General features: G+C 56.4%; 15 protein-coding genes. 4 read left to right on the forward strand and 11 right to left on the reverse strand.

Annotation, left to right across the window (positions count from 1 at the left end; all coding sequences use genetic code 11):
- Positions 1 to 3: 3 nt before the first annotated feature.
- Both pdxH and ACIQYF_RS21525 read left to right on the forward strand, forming a co-directional pair.
- Positions 4 to 651, forward strand: a complete 648-nt coding sequence (gene pdxH, locus ACIQYF_RS21520) for a pyridoxamine 5'-phosphate oxidase (protein WP_402865849.1) — start codon at positions 4 to 6, stop codon at positions 649 to 651.
- Between the two features lie 195 nt (positions 652 to 846).
- Positions 847 to 1,311 (forward strand): glycine zipper 2TM domain-containing protein, encoded by a 465-nt coding sequence (locus ACIQYF_RS21525; RefSeq protein WP_019411043.1) that lies wholly within the window; start codon positions 847 to 849, stop codon positions 1,309 to 1,311.
- A 31-nt stretch (positions 1,312 to 1,342) separates the two neighbouring features.
- Here ACIQYF_RS21525 and ACIQYF_RS21530 read toward each other — a convergent pair whose 3' ends face one another.
- The 5 genes from ACIQYF_RS21530 to ACIQYF_RS21550 form a co-directional block, all read right to left on the reverse strand.
- Positions 1,343 to 1,504: a hypothetical protein gene (locus tag ACIQYF_RS21530; RefSeq protein ID WP_402865852.1), complete on the reverse strand. Its 162-nt coding sequence runs from the start codon at positions 1,502 to 1,504 to the stop codon at positions 1,343 to 1,345.
- Between the two features lie 83 nt (positions 1,505 to 1,587).
- On the reverse strand, positions 1,588 to 2,769 hold the full coding sequence (gene nhaA, locus ACIQYF_RS21535) for a Na+/H+ antiporter NhaA (RefSeq protein ID WP_402865854.1): 1,182 nt from the start codon (positions 2,767 to 2,769) through the stop codon (positions 1,588 to 1,590).
- 272 nt (positions 2,770 to 3,041) lie between these two features.
- Positions 3,042 to 4,652, reverse strand: coding sequence for an NAD(P)/FAD-dependent oxidoreductase (locus ACIQYF_RS21540; protein WP_402865856.1), 1,611 nt, complete (start codon positions 4,650 to 4,652; stop codon positions 3,042 to 3,044).
- A 118-nt stretch (positions 4,653 to 4,770) separates the two neighbouring features.
- The gene (locus ACIQYF_RS21545; RefSeq protein WP_402865907.1) at positions 4,771 to 5,442 is read right to left on the reverse strand and encodes a COG3650 family protein; all 672 of its coding nucleotides are present in this window, start codon (positions 5,440 to 5,442) and stop codon (positions 4,771 to 4,773) included.
- Positions 5,443 to 5,618: 176 nt separating this feature from the next.
- A complete protein-coding gene (locus ACIQYF_RS21550) occupies positions 5,619 to 6,218 on the reverse strand; it encodes a short chain dehydrogenase (protein WP_402865858.1) in 600 nt (199 codons plus the stop codon).
- A gap of 104 nt (positions 6,219 to 6,322) precedes the next feature.
- Here ACIQYF_RS21550 and ACIQYF_RS21555 point away from each other — a divergent pair, with 104 nt between their 5' ends.
- Positions 6,323 to 7,219, forward strand: a complete 897-nt coding sequence (locus ACIQYF_RS21555) for a LysR family transcriptional regulator (RefSeq protein WP_402865860.1) — start codon at positions 6,323 to 6,325, stop codon at positions 7,217 to 7,219.
- 144 nt (positions 7,220 to 7,363) lie between these two features.
- Here ACIQYF_RS21555 and ACIQYF_RS21560 read toward each other — a convergent pair whose 3' ends face one another.
- From ACIQYF_RS21560 to ACIQYF_RS21580, 5 genes are all read right to left on the reverse strand, one after another.
- Positions 7,364 to 8,065, reverse strand: a complete 702-nt coding sequence (locus ACIQYF_RS21560) for an ABC transporter ATP-binding protein (RefSeq protein WP_402865862.1) — start codon at positions 8,063 to 8,065, stop codon at positions 7,364 to 7,366.
- On the reverse strand, positions 8,066 to 8,833 hold the full coding sequence (gene livG, locus ACIQYF_RS21565; protein ID WP_402865864.1) for a high-affinity branched-chain amino acid ABC transporter ATP-binding protein LivG: 768 nt from the start codon (positions 8,831 to 8,833) through the stop codon (positions 8,066 to 8,068). It lies immediately after the preceding gene.
- Positions 8,830 to 10,086 (reverse strand): high-affinity branched-chain amino acid ABC transporter permease LivM, encoded by a 1,257-nt coding sequence (locus ACIQYF_RS21570; RefSeq protein WP_402865866.1) that lies wholly within the window; start codon positions 10,084 to 10,086, stop codon positions 8,830 to 8,832. The genes livG and ACIQYF_RS21570 overlap by 4 nt, the downstream gene beginning before the upstream one ends.
- Positions 10,083 to 11,006: a high-affinity branched-chain amino acid ABC transporter permease LivH gene (gene livH / locus ACIQYF_RS21575; protein WP_402865868.1), complete on the reverse strand. Its 924-nt coding sequence runs from the start codon at positions 11,004 to 11,006 to the stop codon at positions 10,083 to 10,085. The genes ACIQYF_RS21570 and livH overlap by 4 nt, the downstream gene beginning before the upstream one ends.
- Positions 11,007 to 11,254: 248 nt before the next feature.
- Positions 11,255 to 12,382, reverse strand: coding sequence for a branched-chain amino acid ABC transporter substrate-binding protein (locus tag ACIQYF_RS21580; protein WP_402865909.1), 1,128 nt, complete (start codon positions 12,380 to 12,382; stop codon positions 11,255 to 11,257).
- Between the two features lie 359 nt (positions 12,383 to 12,741).
- Here ACIQYF_RS21580 and ACIQYF_RS21585 point away from each other — a divergent pair, with 359 nt between their 5' ends.
- Positions 12,742 to 13,047 carry a DUF2288 domain-containing protein gene (locus ACIQYF_RS21585; protein ID WP_402865870.1) on the forward strand — a complete coding sequence of 102 codons (306 nt, stop codon included), beginning with the start codon at positions 12,742 to 12,744 and terminating at the stop codon, positions 13,045 to 13,047.
- Between the two features lie 162 nt (positions 13,048 to 13,209).
- On the opposite strand, the gene ACIQYF_RS21590 is transcribed toward ACIQYF_RS21585, so the two are convergent.
- Entirely contained in the window at positions 13,210 to 15,414 is a 2,205-nt protein-coding gene (locus ACIQYF_RS21590; RefSeq protein WP_402865872.1) for a putative bifunctional diguanylate cyclase/phosphodiesterase, read from the reverse strand.
- Positions 15,415 to 15,604: the final 190 nt, after the last annotated feature.

Below are 15,604 nucleotides of genomic sequence, written 5' to 3' on the forward strand. Positions count from 1 at the left end.
CCCATGACTGAAGCGCTGGCTAACATGCGCCGCGATTACACCCGTGAAGGGTTGGCCGAGGCTCAAGCCCCGGCCGAGCCTTTCGCGCTGTTTCATCAGTGGTTCAATGACGCGGTCAAGACCGAGCAGCCTCCGGTTGAGGCCAATGCGATGACCTTGGCCACGGTGGATGCCCAAGGGCGACCGCATTGCCGAGTGCTCTTGCTCAAGGGGCTGGATGAACAGGGTTTTACCTTCTTCACCAACTACACCAGCGCTAAAGGCCAGCAGTTGGCACAATGTCCCTTCGCCGCCATGACCTTCTTCTGGCCAACACTGGAGCGTCAGGTACGGATTGAAGGTGAGGTGGTCAAGGTGACGGCGCAAGAATCCGACGCCTACTACCAGGTGCGCCCCCTGGGCAGCCGGATCGGGGCGTGGGCCTCGCCGCAAAGCCAGGTGATTGCCGATCGTGAAGAACTGGCGGCGCTGCTGGCTGCCACCCAGGCGCGTTTCAGTGACAGCCAGCCGCATTGCCCCGAGCACTGGGGAGGGTATCGGTTGTTGCCGCATCGCATCGAGTTTTGGCAGGGGCGCCCAAGTCGCTTGCATGATCGCCTCAACTATCGACGCGAAGGCGCTGACTGGATCCGTGAGCGACTGGCGCCATGAAGTTGAAGTAAACAGCTGCAGCGGACAAGGCAAAACGTCATATTACGCGCTACCCTTGTCCACACTTTTCAAACGCCAGTTGTGCACGCGGTGTCTGTACCAGCGCTGAATAAAGGCGACTTTTATCTGCGCTGTGCGGTGACAGGCACCCGGTTGCAGAGTTTAATGAATCCCTGATCTTTTGGAGTTGATCCTATGCGTAAGACCGTACTGTTAGTTGCAGCTTTTTCGACCATGACAGTTTTGCTGGGCGGCTGCGCTTCGAACTTGAGCGGCGACACTTACTCGCGTGATGAAGCGCGACGTGTACAAACCGTTCGTATGGGTACCATCGAGTCCCTGCGTCCGGTACAAATTGAAGGCACCAAGACCCCAATCGGCGCCGCTGCGGGTGCTGTGGTGGGTGGCGTCGGTGGTAGCGCCATCGGTGGCGGCCGTGGCAGCATCGTGACTGCCGTGATCGGCGCCGTAGCTGGCGGCCTGCTGGGTTCGGCAGCGGAGTCGGGCCTGACCAAAACCCAAGGCGTAGAAATCACTGTGCGTGAAGATGACGGCAGCACGCGTGCCTATGTGCAGCAGGTTCAAGAGAACGAGATCTTCCGTGTTGGCCAGCGTGTACGCATCATGACCGTTGATGGTACCAGCCGCGTCAGTGGCTGATTCAACGCTTTGCGTTAGAACAAAACCCCGATCAGCGTGAGCTGGTCGGGGTTTTTTTATGCGGTTCTGGCAGGTGCGGTAGCGGTGGGTAGAACAGCCTTTGCTTGAAGGCTTGCTCGGCCCCCGAGAGCGTTGTCGCGATCTGATCCAGCAGGCCTTCTGCAGTGAGTTTGGGTGCGTAACTGCCGATCATGTTTCGCGATCTTATGATCTTTGATAGATCGCGAAACATGCTCGGTCCTACAGATGGCCACGCACAGCACCATAAAGTGCAGGTTACGCTACAGCCTGTTTGCGGCTGAAGAAGGCGGTGACGGTATAGCCAATCAAAGCCGCCAGAATTGAGCCTGTCAGAATCCCCATGCGATCCATGCCCACATAATCGCTGCTGCCCGGCACAAACGCCAATGAGCCAACGAACAGGCTCATGGTAAAGCCGATGCCGCACAGAATCGCCACGCCAAATAGCTGGCCCCAGTTTGCGCCGGTCGGTAGTGCCGCGAGACCGGTTTTGATGGCGAACCAGGTCAGGCCAAACACACCCACGGTTTTTCCGATCAGCAAGCCTGCTGCAATCCCCAACGGCACGTGATGCACGAAGCTGTGCAAATTGACGCCCGTGAGCGATACGCCCGCATTGGCAAAGGCAAACAGCGGCAGAATGGCATAAGACACCCAAGGGTGGAGCGCGTGCTCAATGGTCAGCAAGGGCGAAGGCTCGGAGTTCTTGGTCCGCAGGGGTATGCAGAAAGCCAGCGTTACCCCCGCCAGTGTGGCGTGGACGCCGCTTTTAAGTACGCAGACCCAGAGAATCAGACCGATGATCATATAAGGCGCGACCTTGATTACGCCCATGCGGTTCATCAGGATTAGCGCCACTAGACACGCCCCTGCCAGCAGCAATGACACACCGGACAATTCGCTGGAATAGAACACCGCAATCACGATGATGGCGCCCAGGTCGTCGATGATTGCCAGTGTCATCAGGAACAGCTTGAGCGAGACGGGAACTCGCTTGCCGAGCAAGGCCAATACGCCGAGGGCGAAAGCGATGTCGGTGGCCATGGGGATCGCCCAGCCGTCGAGTGCGTCCGGGAAGTCCTTGTTGAGATACCAGTAGATAAGCGCCGGAACCACCATCCCGCCCACCGCCGCTGCGCCTGGCAGTACAACCTGCGAGGGCTTGGACAAATGGCCTTCGAGCACTTCGCGCTTGACCTCAAGGCCAATCAGCAGGAAGAACAGGGCCATCAGGCCATCGTTGATCCACAGGAGCGAAGGTTTGGCAATGTGAAGGGCGCCAATCTGCACGGCTACAGGCACATCCAGAAAGGCCGTGTAGTAGTGCGAAAGCGGTGAGTTGTTGATGATCAATGCCAGCGCCGCGGCGGCAATCAGCAGCAGACCGCTGGCAGCTTCCATCTGAAAAAAACGAGTGAAAGTGCTACGCAGAGGCAAAGTGGCTCTCCATCGAATAGTTATAAGGTGCAACACCCTAACCTGTGCGGATAGTTGTTAAAACAAAAACTATATTCTTTCTTGGTATAAGCAGTGGTTTGATTCCGCGCCGCTCAAGAGACTAGCAAACCCCGTGGGGAATTAGCCGTCATAGGGGGCGAAATCTAAACCGGTAGCCGTTGCCGAAAGCTGCAATAAGGGCCAAGAACCCTTTAAAAACAGGGATCCTGCGCAACCCGTCGCAGCCTGCGGCAGCGGCTACACGTTGTGTCTTACGCCTCGATACCGAGAATATCGCGCGCCACGGCTTCAGCGATGCGGATACCGTCTACACCGGCCGACATGATGCCGCCGGCATAACCTGCGCCTTCACCCGCCGGGAACAGGCCTTTGACGTTAAGGCTCTGCATCGACGCATCACGGGTCATGCGCAGTGGCGCCGAGGTGCGGGTTTCGATGCCGGTCAGCACGGCGTCGTGCATCGAGAAACCGCGAATCTGCTTCTCGAACGCAGGCAATGCTTCGCGGATGGCTTCAATGGCGTAGGCCGGCAAGGCCAGCGCCAAATCACCGAGGGAAACCCCCGGCTTATAGGACGGCTCAACGCTGCCCAGCTCTGTCGACGGTTTGCCGGCGATAAAGTCGCCCACCAACTGCGCAGGTGCTTGGTAGTTGCTGCCACCCAGCACATAGGCGTGGGCTTCCAGTTGCTCTTGCAACTCGATGCCGGCCAACGGCCCACCCGGATAGTCTTCTGGTGTGATGCCGACCACGATCCCGGAGTTGGCATTGCGTTCGTTACGCGAGTATTGGCTCATGCCGTTGGTGACAACACGCCCCGGCTCGCTGGTAGCGGCCACGACGGTGCCGCCTGGGCACATGCAGAAGCTGTACACCGAACGACCGTTTTTGGCGTGGTGTACCAATTTGTAGTCGGCAGCGCCCAGTTTAGGGTGGCCGGCGTATTTGCCCAGGCGCGCGCTGTCGATCAGCGATTGCGGGTGTTCGATTCGGAAACCGACCGAGAAGGGCTTGGCTTCCATGTACACGCCACGGCCATGAAGCATACGGAAAGTGTCGCGGGCACTGTGGCCCAGCGCCAGGATCACGTGACGCGAGTTCAGTTGTTCGCCGTCGGCGAGCACCACGCCTGTCAGTTGCCCGTCTTCAATCAGCACATCAGTCACGCGCTGTTGAAAACGCACTTCACCGCCCAGCGCGATGATCTGCTGGCGCATGTTCTCGACCACGCCGGTCAGGCGGAACGTGCCGATGTGCGGTTTGCTGACGTAGAGAATTTCTTCGGGGGCGCCCGCTTTGACAAACTCGTGCAGCACTTTGCGGCCATGGTGTTTCGGGTCTTTGATCTGGCTGTAAAGTTTACCGTCCGAGAATGTGCCCGCGCCGCCTTCACCAAACTGCACGTTGGACTCAGGGTTCAGCACGTTTTTACGCCACAGGCCCCACGTGTCTTTGGTGCGCTGGCGCACTTCGGTCCCGCGCTCAAGGATGATCGGCTTGAAGCCCATTTGTGCCAGTACCAGTCCGGCAAAAATACCGCAGGGGCCAAAGCCCACCACAATCGGACGTTCGTTCAAATCCTGTGGGGCCTGACCGACGACTTTGTAGCTGACGTCCGGTGCCGGATTGACGTTACGGTCATCGGCGAATTTGTCTAGCAGCGCGGTTTCATCGCGAACCGCGAGGTCAATGGTGTAGATGAAGCACAATTCGGAGGATTTTTTACGCGCATCGTAGCTGCGCTTGAACAAGGTGAAATCGAGCAGGTCATCGCTGGCGATGCCCAGGCGCTGCACGATGGCAGGACGCAGGTCTTCTTCGGGATGGTCGATTGGCAACTTGAGTTCGGTGATTCGTAACATGACTGAGTCCAGTATCGGGGCCAGGTAAACCCCGGCAGCCTTATGCGAACCGGGGATTATAAGCGGCTTCGACACCGAGGGTCAGGCTAAAACGGCAATCTGTGGTGACAGTTGTCGTTTAGTCGTTACGTGCGCCGCCGAAATAGCCGCAACCACGTTGAACCTGGCCATTGACGCGCAGTTCGGCAGCCAGGTGCTTCACGCTGCCATTAACGCTGTCGGTGCAGCGCTGCGGGGCGACCCACAACTCAATCCGTTGATTGTTGGCTTCGGTGGACAACGAGAAGCGGCCATCACCGACTTGCTCTTCTACATAAGGCAGGGCCAGGTCTGGCTGGCCTTCACGTTTGAGCACCATGCCTTTGCCTCCCGCTTGTACTTCCCACGCAGGCCCGTTGCCGCTGGCGTTTACGGTCTGCTGTTTGAAGTTGGGGTCTTGGCAGGCAGAACTGCTGCGTTCCAGGCGGTAGAGCTGTTGCACTTCGACTTCGCCGTTGGCGCCGGAGGCTTTGGCGGAGTCAAAACGGCCACGAATATCGGCGAACAGCTTACCTGGCTTGTCAGGCATATCCGTCGCGTCTTGTACGAGTGTGGTAGTGGCGCCGTCTCGCACCCTGTAACGCTGTTGTCCGACGCATGGTTGGAAAATCAGTTGGTCATTGGTTGAAACCAGTTCGCCTTGCAAGCGAGTGAGGCCGGCGTTGGTATCGGCAGGTTTGCTGTTGAACATTTGGCAGCCCGCGAATACGGGCAACAGAGCAACTAGAGCTAAGGAACGGGCAGCGCGCATCATTGGGACTCCTGACTAATGCCGTCACGTTACTTAGGCTTGTCCTGCATCACAAGCCTAAAACGGTGGCCGCTGCCGAAGGCTGCGATAAGGGCCGCAGGGCCTTCGCTTTCTTTCAGACGAAGGTTGGCTGTGTAACCCATCGCAGGCGTCGGCAGCGACTACAGGTTTTAGGTTTAACCCACCTGATACGTTTGCCCGGTATGCAGGCCTTCTACGCTTTTGGCGTAGGCCAGCGCCACATCGGCACCCGAGACAGGTTTGAAACCACGGAAATACGGCGCGTACTTATCCATCGCTTCTTCCAGTACGGTAGGGCTGACCGAATTGACCCGCAGGCCGCGTGGCAACTCGATGGCCGCCGCCCGGACAAAGCCGTCGAGCGCGGCATTGACCAGCGCTGCCGAGCTGCCGGTACGAATTGGCTCGCGGTTGATCACACCGCTGGTGAAGGTGAACGATGCATTTTCGTTGGCGTATGCGCGCCCGATCAGCAGCAAGTTGACCTGGCCCATCAGTTTGTCCTGCAAACCCAAGGCAAAATCGGTTTCGCTCATATCGGCCAGTGGCACAAAGTTGACGTTGCCCGCAGCGCAGACCAGTGCGTCAAAGCGGCCGGTCTGTTCGAACAACGCGCGAATCGAAGCGCTGTCGCTGATATCAACCTGAAAGTCGCCGCTTTTGCGGCCAATACGCACGATCTCATGGCGCGCTGATAGCTCTCGATCAATCGCTGAGCCTAGGGTGCCGTGAGCGCCGATCAACAGGATTTTCATGAAGTATGCCTTGAGTGATGAGGTGTGGGCTCAGTCTAGTATTGGTTTTTTGAGGCGATAAGCGCACTAATAGGCAACTTTTGGTTTTCATATGGAAACAATCCATGAGCGAGATGGATGACCTGGCGGCGTTTGCGGTACTGATAGATGCCGGGAGTTTTACCTTGGCAGCCCAGCAGTTGGGGTGCAGCAAAGGGCAATTGTCCAAGCGCATCAGCCAATTGGAGGCGCAGTTTTCAGTGGTGTTGCTGCATCGCACCACAAGGCGCCTGAGCCTGACGGCCGCGGGCGCTGCGTTATTGCCTCAAGCGCGGGCGCTGGTCGTGCAAGTACAAAGGGCGCGCCAGGCATTGGCCCGGCTCAAGGATGACGTGGCAGGACCGGTCAGGCTGACCGTGCCGGTGTCGCTGGGGGAGACCTTTTTTGACGCATTACTGCTGGAGTTCTCGCGTGACTATCCGCTGGTACAGATTGAGCTTGAGTTGAACAACAGTTACCGAGACTTGTCGCGTGAAGGCTTTGACCTGGCGATTCGATCACAGGTGGGCAGTCATGAGCGGCTGGTGGCGAAGTCGGTGCTCCAGTGGCATGAAATCACCTGCGCCAGCCCTGCTTATCTTGAGCAAAACGGCGAGCCGACAGCACCTGCGCAACTGGTCGAGCACAGTTGCCTGCTTAACAGTCATTACAGTGGCCGCGAAGAATGGCACTACCACCAGCAGCATGAACTGCACCGGGTGCGGGTGTCGGGGCCGTTTGCCAGCAATCACTACAGCTTGTTGAAAAAAGCAGCGTTGATCGGCGCGGGAATCGCGCGATTGCCGTCCTACATGCTCCGGGCTGAATTGGCGCAAGGGCGTTTACGCGCATTGCTGCTCAACTACCAGACACGCAGCAACCCGATGTACTTGGTGCACCCCTATCAGGGCGGCTTGCCCAAGCGCACACAGATACTCGCGGATTACCTGGTGCAGTGGTTTGAGCGCGATGCATCGGCTTGACCCCAAACCCCTGGAATAAGAGCAGGTCGACGCTCGATTGCGCGCGAGCTTTCAAACGATCAAAAGAGCGCAGCCTTCGGCAGTTGCTGCGCAATCGAGCAACAAAAACGGCCCCGAAGGGCCGTTCTGTTTTGCTGGGTTAAATCAACCACCCAGGTATGCGTCACGCACTTTCGGATCGCTGAGCAATTGCTCACCCGTGCCCTGCATTACTACCCGGCCGTTTTCCAGCACGTAGGCGCGGTCAGCAATTTTCAGCGCCTGGTTAGCGTTTTGCTCCACCAAAAACACCGTGACGCCTTCATCGCGCAGTTGTTCGATGATGTCGAAAATCTGCTGAATGATGATCGGTGCCAAGCCCAATGACGGCTCGTCGAGCAACAGCAGCTTGGGCTTGCTCATCAGCGCCCGGCCAATGGCGAGCATTTGTTGCTCACCACCGGACATGGTGCCGCCACGTTGATTGAAGCGTTCTTTCAGGCGCGGGAAAAGGTGCAGCACCTTGTCCATTTGCACCTGATAGTCGTGCTTCTCGGTAAAGAATCCACCCATTGAGAGGTTCTCTTCCACGGTCAGACGGGCAAATATCCGACGACCCTCAGGCACCACGGCGATGCTCTTGCGCATGATCTGCGCCGAGGTCAACCCCACCAGTTCCTCGCCCATGTAGCGAATACTGCCGCTTTGGGCTTGTGGCGAGCCGCACAAGGTCATCATCAAGGTCGATTTGCCAGCACCGTTGGCGCCGATCAAGGTCACGATTTCACCCTGGCGCACTTCGACGTTGACGCTGTGCAGTGCCTGGATCTTGCCGTAGAAGGTCGAGACGTTTTCAAATTGCAGCATTTACGCTTCCCCCAAATAGGCTTTGATCACTTCAGGGTTGTCACGGATTTGCTCCGGGGTCCCGTCGGCCAAAGGTGTGCCCTGATTGATCACCACGATATGGTCGGAAATGCTCATGACCAGTTTCATGTCGTGCTCAATCAGCAACACGGTGGCGTTGTGCTCGTTGCGCAAAACGCTGATCAGTGCTTTGAGGTCTTCGGTTTCCTTGGGGTTCAGACCGGCTGCCGGTTCGTCGAGCATGAGAATGCGCGGGCGGGTCATCATGCAGCGCGCGATTTCCAGGCGGCGTTGTTGTCCGTAGGCCAAGGTGCCCGCCGGGCGGTTGGCGAATTCGGTCAGGTTGACCTTATCCAGCCAGTACGCGGCGTATTCCATGGCCTCGCGTTCGCTTTTGCGGAACGCCGGGGTCTTGAACAAGCCCGCCAGGAAGTTGGTGTTGAGGTGGCGATGCTGAGCAATCAGCAGGTTCTCAACGGCCGTCATGTCCTTGAACAAGCGCACGTTTTGGAAGGTACGCACCACGCCTTTGCGGGCGATTTCATGCCCTGCCAACCCTTGAATGGCCTCGCCATCCAGCAGGATGGTACCTGCTGTTGGTTTATAGAAGCCGGTGAGGCAGTTGAACACGGTGGTTTTACCGGCACCGTTAGGGCCGATCATGGACACCACTTGTTTTTCCTTGACGGTAAGGCCCACGCCATTCACCGCCAACAAGCCGCCAAAGCGCATGCTCAGGCCGCTGACTTTCAATATCTCGCGGCTCATTTTCGCAGCTCCAGGTGAGGACGTTGCATTGGCAGCAGACCTTGCGGACGCCAGATCATCATCAGCACCATCATGGCGCCGAACAGCAACATCCGGTACTCACTGAATTCACGCATCATTTCTGGCAGCAGGATCATGACGATAGCGGCGAGGATCACGCCCAACTGCGAGCCCATTCCGCCCAGTACCACGATGGCCAGGATGATTGCCGACTCGATAAACGTGAAGGACTCGGGGGTCACCAAGCCTTGGCGTGCGGCGAAGAAGCTGCCCGCAAAACCGGCAAAAGTAGCACCCAGGGTGAAGGCCGACAGTTTGATGATGGTCGGGTTCAAGCCCAGTGCGCGGCAGGCGATTTCGTCTTCACGCAAGGCTTCCCAGGCGCGGCCAATCGGCATGCGCAGCAAGCGGTTGATCACGAACAGTACAATCAGCACCAGTACCAACGCGATCAGGTACAAGAAAATCACCTTGTTGATCGAGTTGTATTCGAGGCCGAAGTATTCGTGGAAGGTTTGCATGCCTTCTGCAGCGGTTCTGTCGAAGCTCAAGCCGAAGAGAGTCGGCTTGGGAATGTTGCTGATCCCGTTGGGGCCGCCGGTGATGTCCGTGAGGTTACGCAGGAACAGGCGGATGATTTCACCAAAGCCCAAGGTCACGATGGCCAGGTAGTCACCGCGCAAACGCAGCACCGGGAAGCCCAGCAGGAAGCCAAACGTGGCCGCCATGAGACCGGCAATCGGCAGGCACACCCAGAAGCTGAAGCCAAAGTAGTGCGAGAGCATGGCGTAGGTGTACGCACCTACCGCGTAGAACCCGACGTAACCCAAGTCCAGTAGACCGGCCAGACCCACCACAATGTTCAGGCCAAGGCCCAGCATCACGTAGATCAGGATCAGGGTGGCGATGTCGACCGCCCCGCGTGAGCCATAGAATGGCCATACCAGAGCCACGACCACCAGGCCCAGAATGATCCAGCGCTGAGTGCTGGGCAGGGTCAGGAAGTTGCTCGCCTTTGCAGGCATCTTCGGCATGTTGGGGGAGGTTTTCCAGGCTGCGCTCAATTGATCACTGAACAATACGCGCAGGAACATCAGCACTGAGCAGATCGCAATGATAGCCAGTGTGAGCGGGCTGGAATTATGAACTTCGAGGCCGATGCCGACGATCGACAGTTTTAAGCCAAGGACTGGATAGGCAACCGCCCAGACCAAGAGGGCGCTGAACAGCGCTGATTTAAGATGCCGAGTCATACTTTTTCAACCTCCGGACGGCCCAGGATGCCGGATGGGCGGAACAGCAGCACCAATACCAGCAAACCAAACGCCACAACGTCTTTGTACTGGTCACCAAAAATGTCACCGCCAAAGGCTTCCGCGACACCGAGCACCAGGCCGCCGAGCATCGCACCCGGAATGCTGCCAATACCGCCCAAGACTGCTGCAGTGAACGCTTTGAGGCCGACCATAAATCCGGCGTTAGGGTTGATCACACCGTATTGCATACTGATTAACACGGCCGCTACTGCCGCGAGCGCGGCGCCGATCACGAACGTCAACGCGATAACGTTGTTGGTGTTAATGCCCAGCAGGTTGGCCATCTTCATGTCTTCAGCACAGGCTCGGCAGGCGCGGCCCATACGAGAGCGAGAGATGAACAAGGTAAGGCCCCACATGGCCAGCACTGTGACGACGAAGACCACAATTTGCATGTAGGAGACGATGACTTCTTGAGCGCCGCCTGGACCGAATGAGAAACCACCGGGGATCAGGTTAGGGATCGATTTGTCTTTAGAGTCTTGGGACATCAATACAAGGTTTTGCAGGAAGAGCGACATACCAATCGCCGAAATCAGCGGGATCAGGCGATTGCTGCTACGCAGTGGACGGTAGGCAACCCGTTCAATGCTGTAGCCGTAGGCGCTGGTCACGACGATGCTGGCGATAAAAGCTGCGGTCATCAAAAGCGGCACGCTGTCCAGACCCATCATGGTCAGGCCGGCAATGGCGATAAACGCAATATAGGAACCAATCATGTACACCTCGCCATGGGCGAAGTTGATCATTCCAATAATGCCGTAAACCATCGTATAGCCGATGGCTATCAGGGCATACGTGCTGCCAACGTTGAGGCCGTTAACCAGCATTTGGAAGAAGTGATAGATATCAGGCATTACTAAGCTCCTAAAAACCTGAGACGCATTTCACTGGTGGAGTCATTTTCCGGCTTGGGCAATGCGGATTTACACCCGCTTGGGCACAAGTCTTTAGCCAGCGAACCGCTGGTGACGGTTTTAAAGATTTTCAGGTGGGGAGACTCTCGGATCACGAAAGCGCGGCCCATTTTCTGTGGGCCAAAGGCCCGTAAAACAAAGCCCACCGCTTACGCAGTGGGCTTTGTAGTCAGATCAAGAACCGACCCTTATTGAGGGCTTACTTCTGTTTTAGGCTTGCCGAAGTGCCATTCGTAGACCACGAATTTGAAGTCTTTCAGGTCACCTTTGGCGTCGTAGCTCAGTTCGCCAGTTGGGGTTTTGAACGTACCGGCATGGATAGCTTCGGCGACTTTGGTTGGGTCTTCGCTTTTGGCAGACTTGATGCCTTCGGCAATCAGCTCAACAGCGGAGTAAGCCGGGAACACGAACGGGCCGCTTGGGTCTTTGCCATCGGCTTTGATTGCGTCAGTAATGGCTTTGTTGGCCGGGTCGGTGTCGAAGGATTTAGGCAGGGTAACCAGCAGGCCTTCGGAAGCGTCCTGGGCAATTTGCGAGATGGAGTCGTTGCCCACACCTTCAGGGCCCATGAACTTGGCGTTCAGGCCTTTTTCTTTGGCTTGACGCAGGATCAAGCCCAGCTCTGGGTGGTAGCCACCGTAGTAAACGAAGTCGACGTTGGCTTGTTTGAGCTTGCCAATAATGGAAGCAAAGTCTTTGTCGCCGGCATTGATGCCTTCAAAGACTGCAACTTTGACGCCGTCTTTCTCAAGGGTTTGCTTGACTGCGGTGGCAATGCCTTCGCCGTACTGCTGTTTGTCGTGCAGTACCGCGACGATTTTCGGCTTAACGAATTTGGCAATGTAGTTACCCGCTGCCGGGCCTTGGGCGCTGTCCAGGCCAATGGTGCGGAAGATCAGCTTGTAACCACGGGAAGTGATCTCCGGGCTGGTGGCAGCCGGGGTGATCATGATGATGCCTTCGTCTTCGTAGATATCCGAAGCAGGCTGAGTGGAGCTGGAGCACAGGTGACCTACAACAAACTTGACGCCATCATTGACCACTTTGTTGGCCACAGCGACGGCTTGTTTTGGGTCGCAAGCGTCGTCGTACTCTTTGGCTTCTAGCATCTTGCCGTCAACGCCGCCTTTGGCGTTGATGTCTTTGATGGCTTGTTTGGCGCCTATGAACTGCATGTCGCCGTACTGAGTCACTGGCCCGGTTTTCGGACCTGCAATACCGATCTTGATGGTGTCTGCGGCAAACGAATGGCTGGCAACCCCGGCCAAAACCATAGCGGCAAATAGTCTAGTAATCTGCTTCTTAGCCATCTTTATTGGTGCTCCACTCTTCTGTTGTATTTTTTATAGTCCTGGAAGCCAAGGCAGCCGGACCGGGTTTTTTCTGAGCGAAATTCCCGATCAATCCCCCTTGCAACTGTACCGGTACAGTGTAGAGCGCCGGTTTAGCGCTTGAATAGCGGGCTGCCAGGGGAAAAAACAGGGAATGTCGCTTAAACGAAAGAAAGAGACAGAATGGCGGCGGATTATGTGGCTGATCTTTATCAGAATGTTGCCAGTTCAGCTTTTCCGTCCTTGGCCTTTTGCTCTTCCCCTCGTTCCTCCACCTTAATTCGGGTTTTTCTACCGGGTGTGCGGCGTTATCATTGCGCCGATTTTTTTACCTGGTGAATCCCATGAATCAAGAACCTAGCACCCTCTATGCCAAGCTGCTTGGCGAGACTTCAACAATCGAGTGGAAGGTGTTGCAGCCGTTCTTCGCCAAAGGCGAATTGTTGTGGGTCGGCCCCGAACTGGACTTGATCGATGCCGCACTGGCGGTGACTCAGGATGAGGCAGACAAAGTGAGTGCCTGGATGGCCCGCGGGGTGTTTGGAAAGATGACTGAACAGCAGGCGCTAGACGTTCTTGAACGAGACCCTGAGCTGTGGGCTGTGGTGGTATCACCTTGGGTAATGGTCCAGGAAAGGGCGCGTAAATAATTTAGCGCACCAAATTCGAGCGTTTTTACCCTGAGGTTTCGCTCGGAAAGTGTGTAGGCCAGTAACTAGTGTCAAAATAGTGGCCACCTGCCGTGAAGAAACGCCACAGTCGATGCTGTGGTTTTTTTTGCCTGCCAATTGATCCTGGCAGTGACGGCGGCGTTATTGTTGGGAGAGCTGCACGGTGGCATAGCCTGTGGCTGGGTAGGGGGGGTTACTCAGTTGTTCAAGCAGCCTATGCAGTGCCTCGAAAGGCACGGGGCGACTCAACAAAAACCCTTGGATAAAGTCGCATCCGTAATGGCTTAAAAGCTCAAATTGTCGGGCGGTCTCGACCCCTTCGCTGACAACTTGCAGGTGCAGAGTGTGGGCCATCACGATGATAGCTTGCACGATCTCCATGTCCTGACTGGAGGTTGGAATGTCTTGAATAAATGAGCGATCAATTTTCAAGGTATTGAGTGGCAAGCGTTTTAAATAGGCCAGGGATGAGTATCCGGTGCCGAAATCGTCAATCGACAAAGACACGCCCAGTGCGCGAATTTGGCGCAACAGCGCCGAGGTGCTGCTGATGTTACCCATCAGCGCGTTTTCTGTGACCTCCAGTTCCAGGCGGTGCGGGGCGATCCCGGACGTGTACAGCGCACTTTCAATTTCGTCAGCCAGTTCTACTCGTACCAGATTCAGCGCCGAGCAATTGACTGTAACCCCAAGCTGTTGCCAGCCCAATCGGGTAAGCGCCGCTAAGTCTAGGCAGGCCTTGCGCAGTACCCAGCTGTCCAGTTCGGCAATCAGGCCGTTGGCTTCAGCGATGCTGATAAAGCGATCGGGGGCGAGCAGGCCATGTTTGGGGTGATCCCAGCGTACCAAGGCTTCCAGCTTGGCGACGCGTCCATGTTTGAGGTCAAAAATGGGTTGGTAGTGCAGCAACAATCCGGTGTCTTCACTCAGCGCATGACGCAGTTCTTCTTCTATTTGCAGTTCCAGAGAAGCGCGGGTTGTCAGGTTCGGGCTGAAGAAGTTCAGGCTGTTACGGCCATTGCCTTTGGATTGGTAAAGCGCCAGGTCTGCGTGTTTGAGCAGTTCAGTGCTAGTGGTACCGTCGTCCGGAAACACGCTGATACCTATGCTGGTGGTCATCACCATGCGCCGTCCTGCCAGCTCAATGGGCTCTTTGAGCGTCTGCATGATGCGCTTGGCCATGCTTTGGGCTTCATCGCGTTCATTGATGTTGATCAAAATGCAAAACTCATCACCACCAAAGCGTGCGACTACGTCCTCATAGCTGCGAGCGGCGCTTGTTATCAGGCTGGCGATGGCTTTGAGCAACTCGTCTCCAGCGTCGTGGCCCAGGCTGTCATTGATGCGTTTGAAGTGATCAATATCGAGAAACATCACCGCCAGCTTGCTGCCTCTTGTTGCGCAATCAGTGAGTTTTTCGGCAAAAATCTGGGTAAACCCGCGCCGGTTTATCAGGTTGGTCAACGGGTCGTAGTGCGCCACTTGCTGCAACGACATGCGGGCTGCATCCAGTTGGCTGAGCAGTGCGTTGACCCGTATCAGGTCGTTTTCCTTTTGCTGCAGTTTTTTGTCAACCAAGGCTGCGCTGATGCTGCTGCCAATCAGCAACAAGGTCATCACGGCAACCATCAGCGCCAGTTGCCAATGGTTGGTTTCAATATGCGCCTGGCTGGAGTCGCCGGTGGGCGCGAAGGTGTGCTGTGCCCACATGCCGATAAAGTGCACGCTGAGGAGGGCTGAGCCTGCCGTGATGCTGATGGCGTACTTTAAAAAATGATGAAACAGGCCTTGGGTTGAGCGCAGCGCTATGGCCATTTGCAAGGACCAATAGCTGGCGCCGACGGCCAATAATAATGACAGCGCAACCGGAGTGGCGTGGTAATGCTTAAGGCTGTTGGAGTGCATGGCTGACATGCCGGTGTAGTGCATGCCCCCGATGCCCATGCCAAAAATCAACGCTGCCAGCAGTAAATGAGCGCGCGAGAATGTGAGGCGATTGAGCATCTGCATGGCCATAAGGGCGGCGATCCAGATGATGGCCAGTGAGCCGATGGTAATGCCCAGGTCGTAATGGACCATGAGCGAGGACTCAAACGCCAGCATGCTAATGAAGTGCATGGCCCAGATCCCGACCGCGAGGCAGCTTGCACCGAGCCAGCGCCAGACCGTTTTAGCCGCCGGTTTTTCGGCATTAGCGGCGCGCTCAACCATGTGCAACGCAGCCAGGCTAGCTGCGCAGGCTACCAGCCAGGCAATAAAAACCAGGTACAGGTTATGGCTGCTGCTGATCAGTTGTTGTGTGTGTTCAGCGTGTGCGTTGAGAAACTGCCAGTTCAACCAATCCATTGCACGCCTCGGCACCGAGTCCTCGTTTGCCAGCGCCCGAGGGCTGGCTCGATTTCAGTGTAGAGGGTGGGATAGAGCTGAGAAGGGTGATGGCTTTATGATGCTAATCATTTTGTTATTAAAACGATTAGTTTTATCTCGAATCTTGATTTTAGGCGCGAAATGTCTGTGGGAGCCAAGCTCCCACAGT

This window comes from Pseudomonas sp. NPDC096917, assembly GCF_044762555.1.
GTDB lineage: Bacteria > Pseudomonadota > Gammaproteobacteria > Pseudomonadales > Pseudomonadaceae > Aquipseudomonas.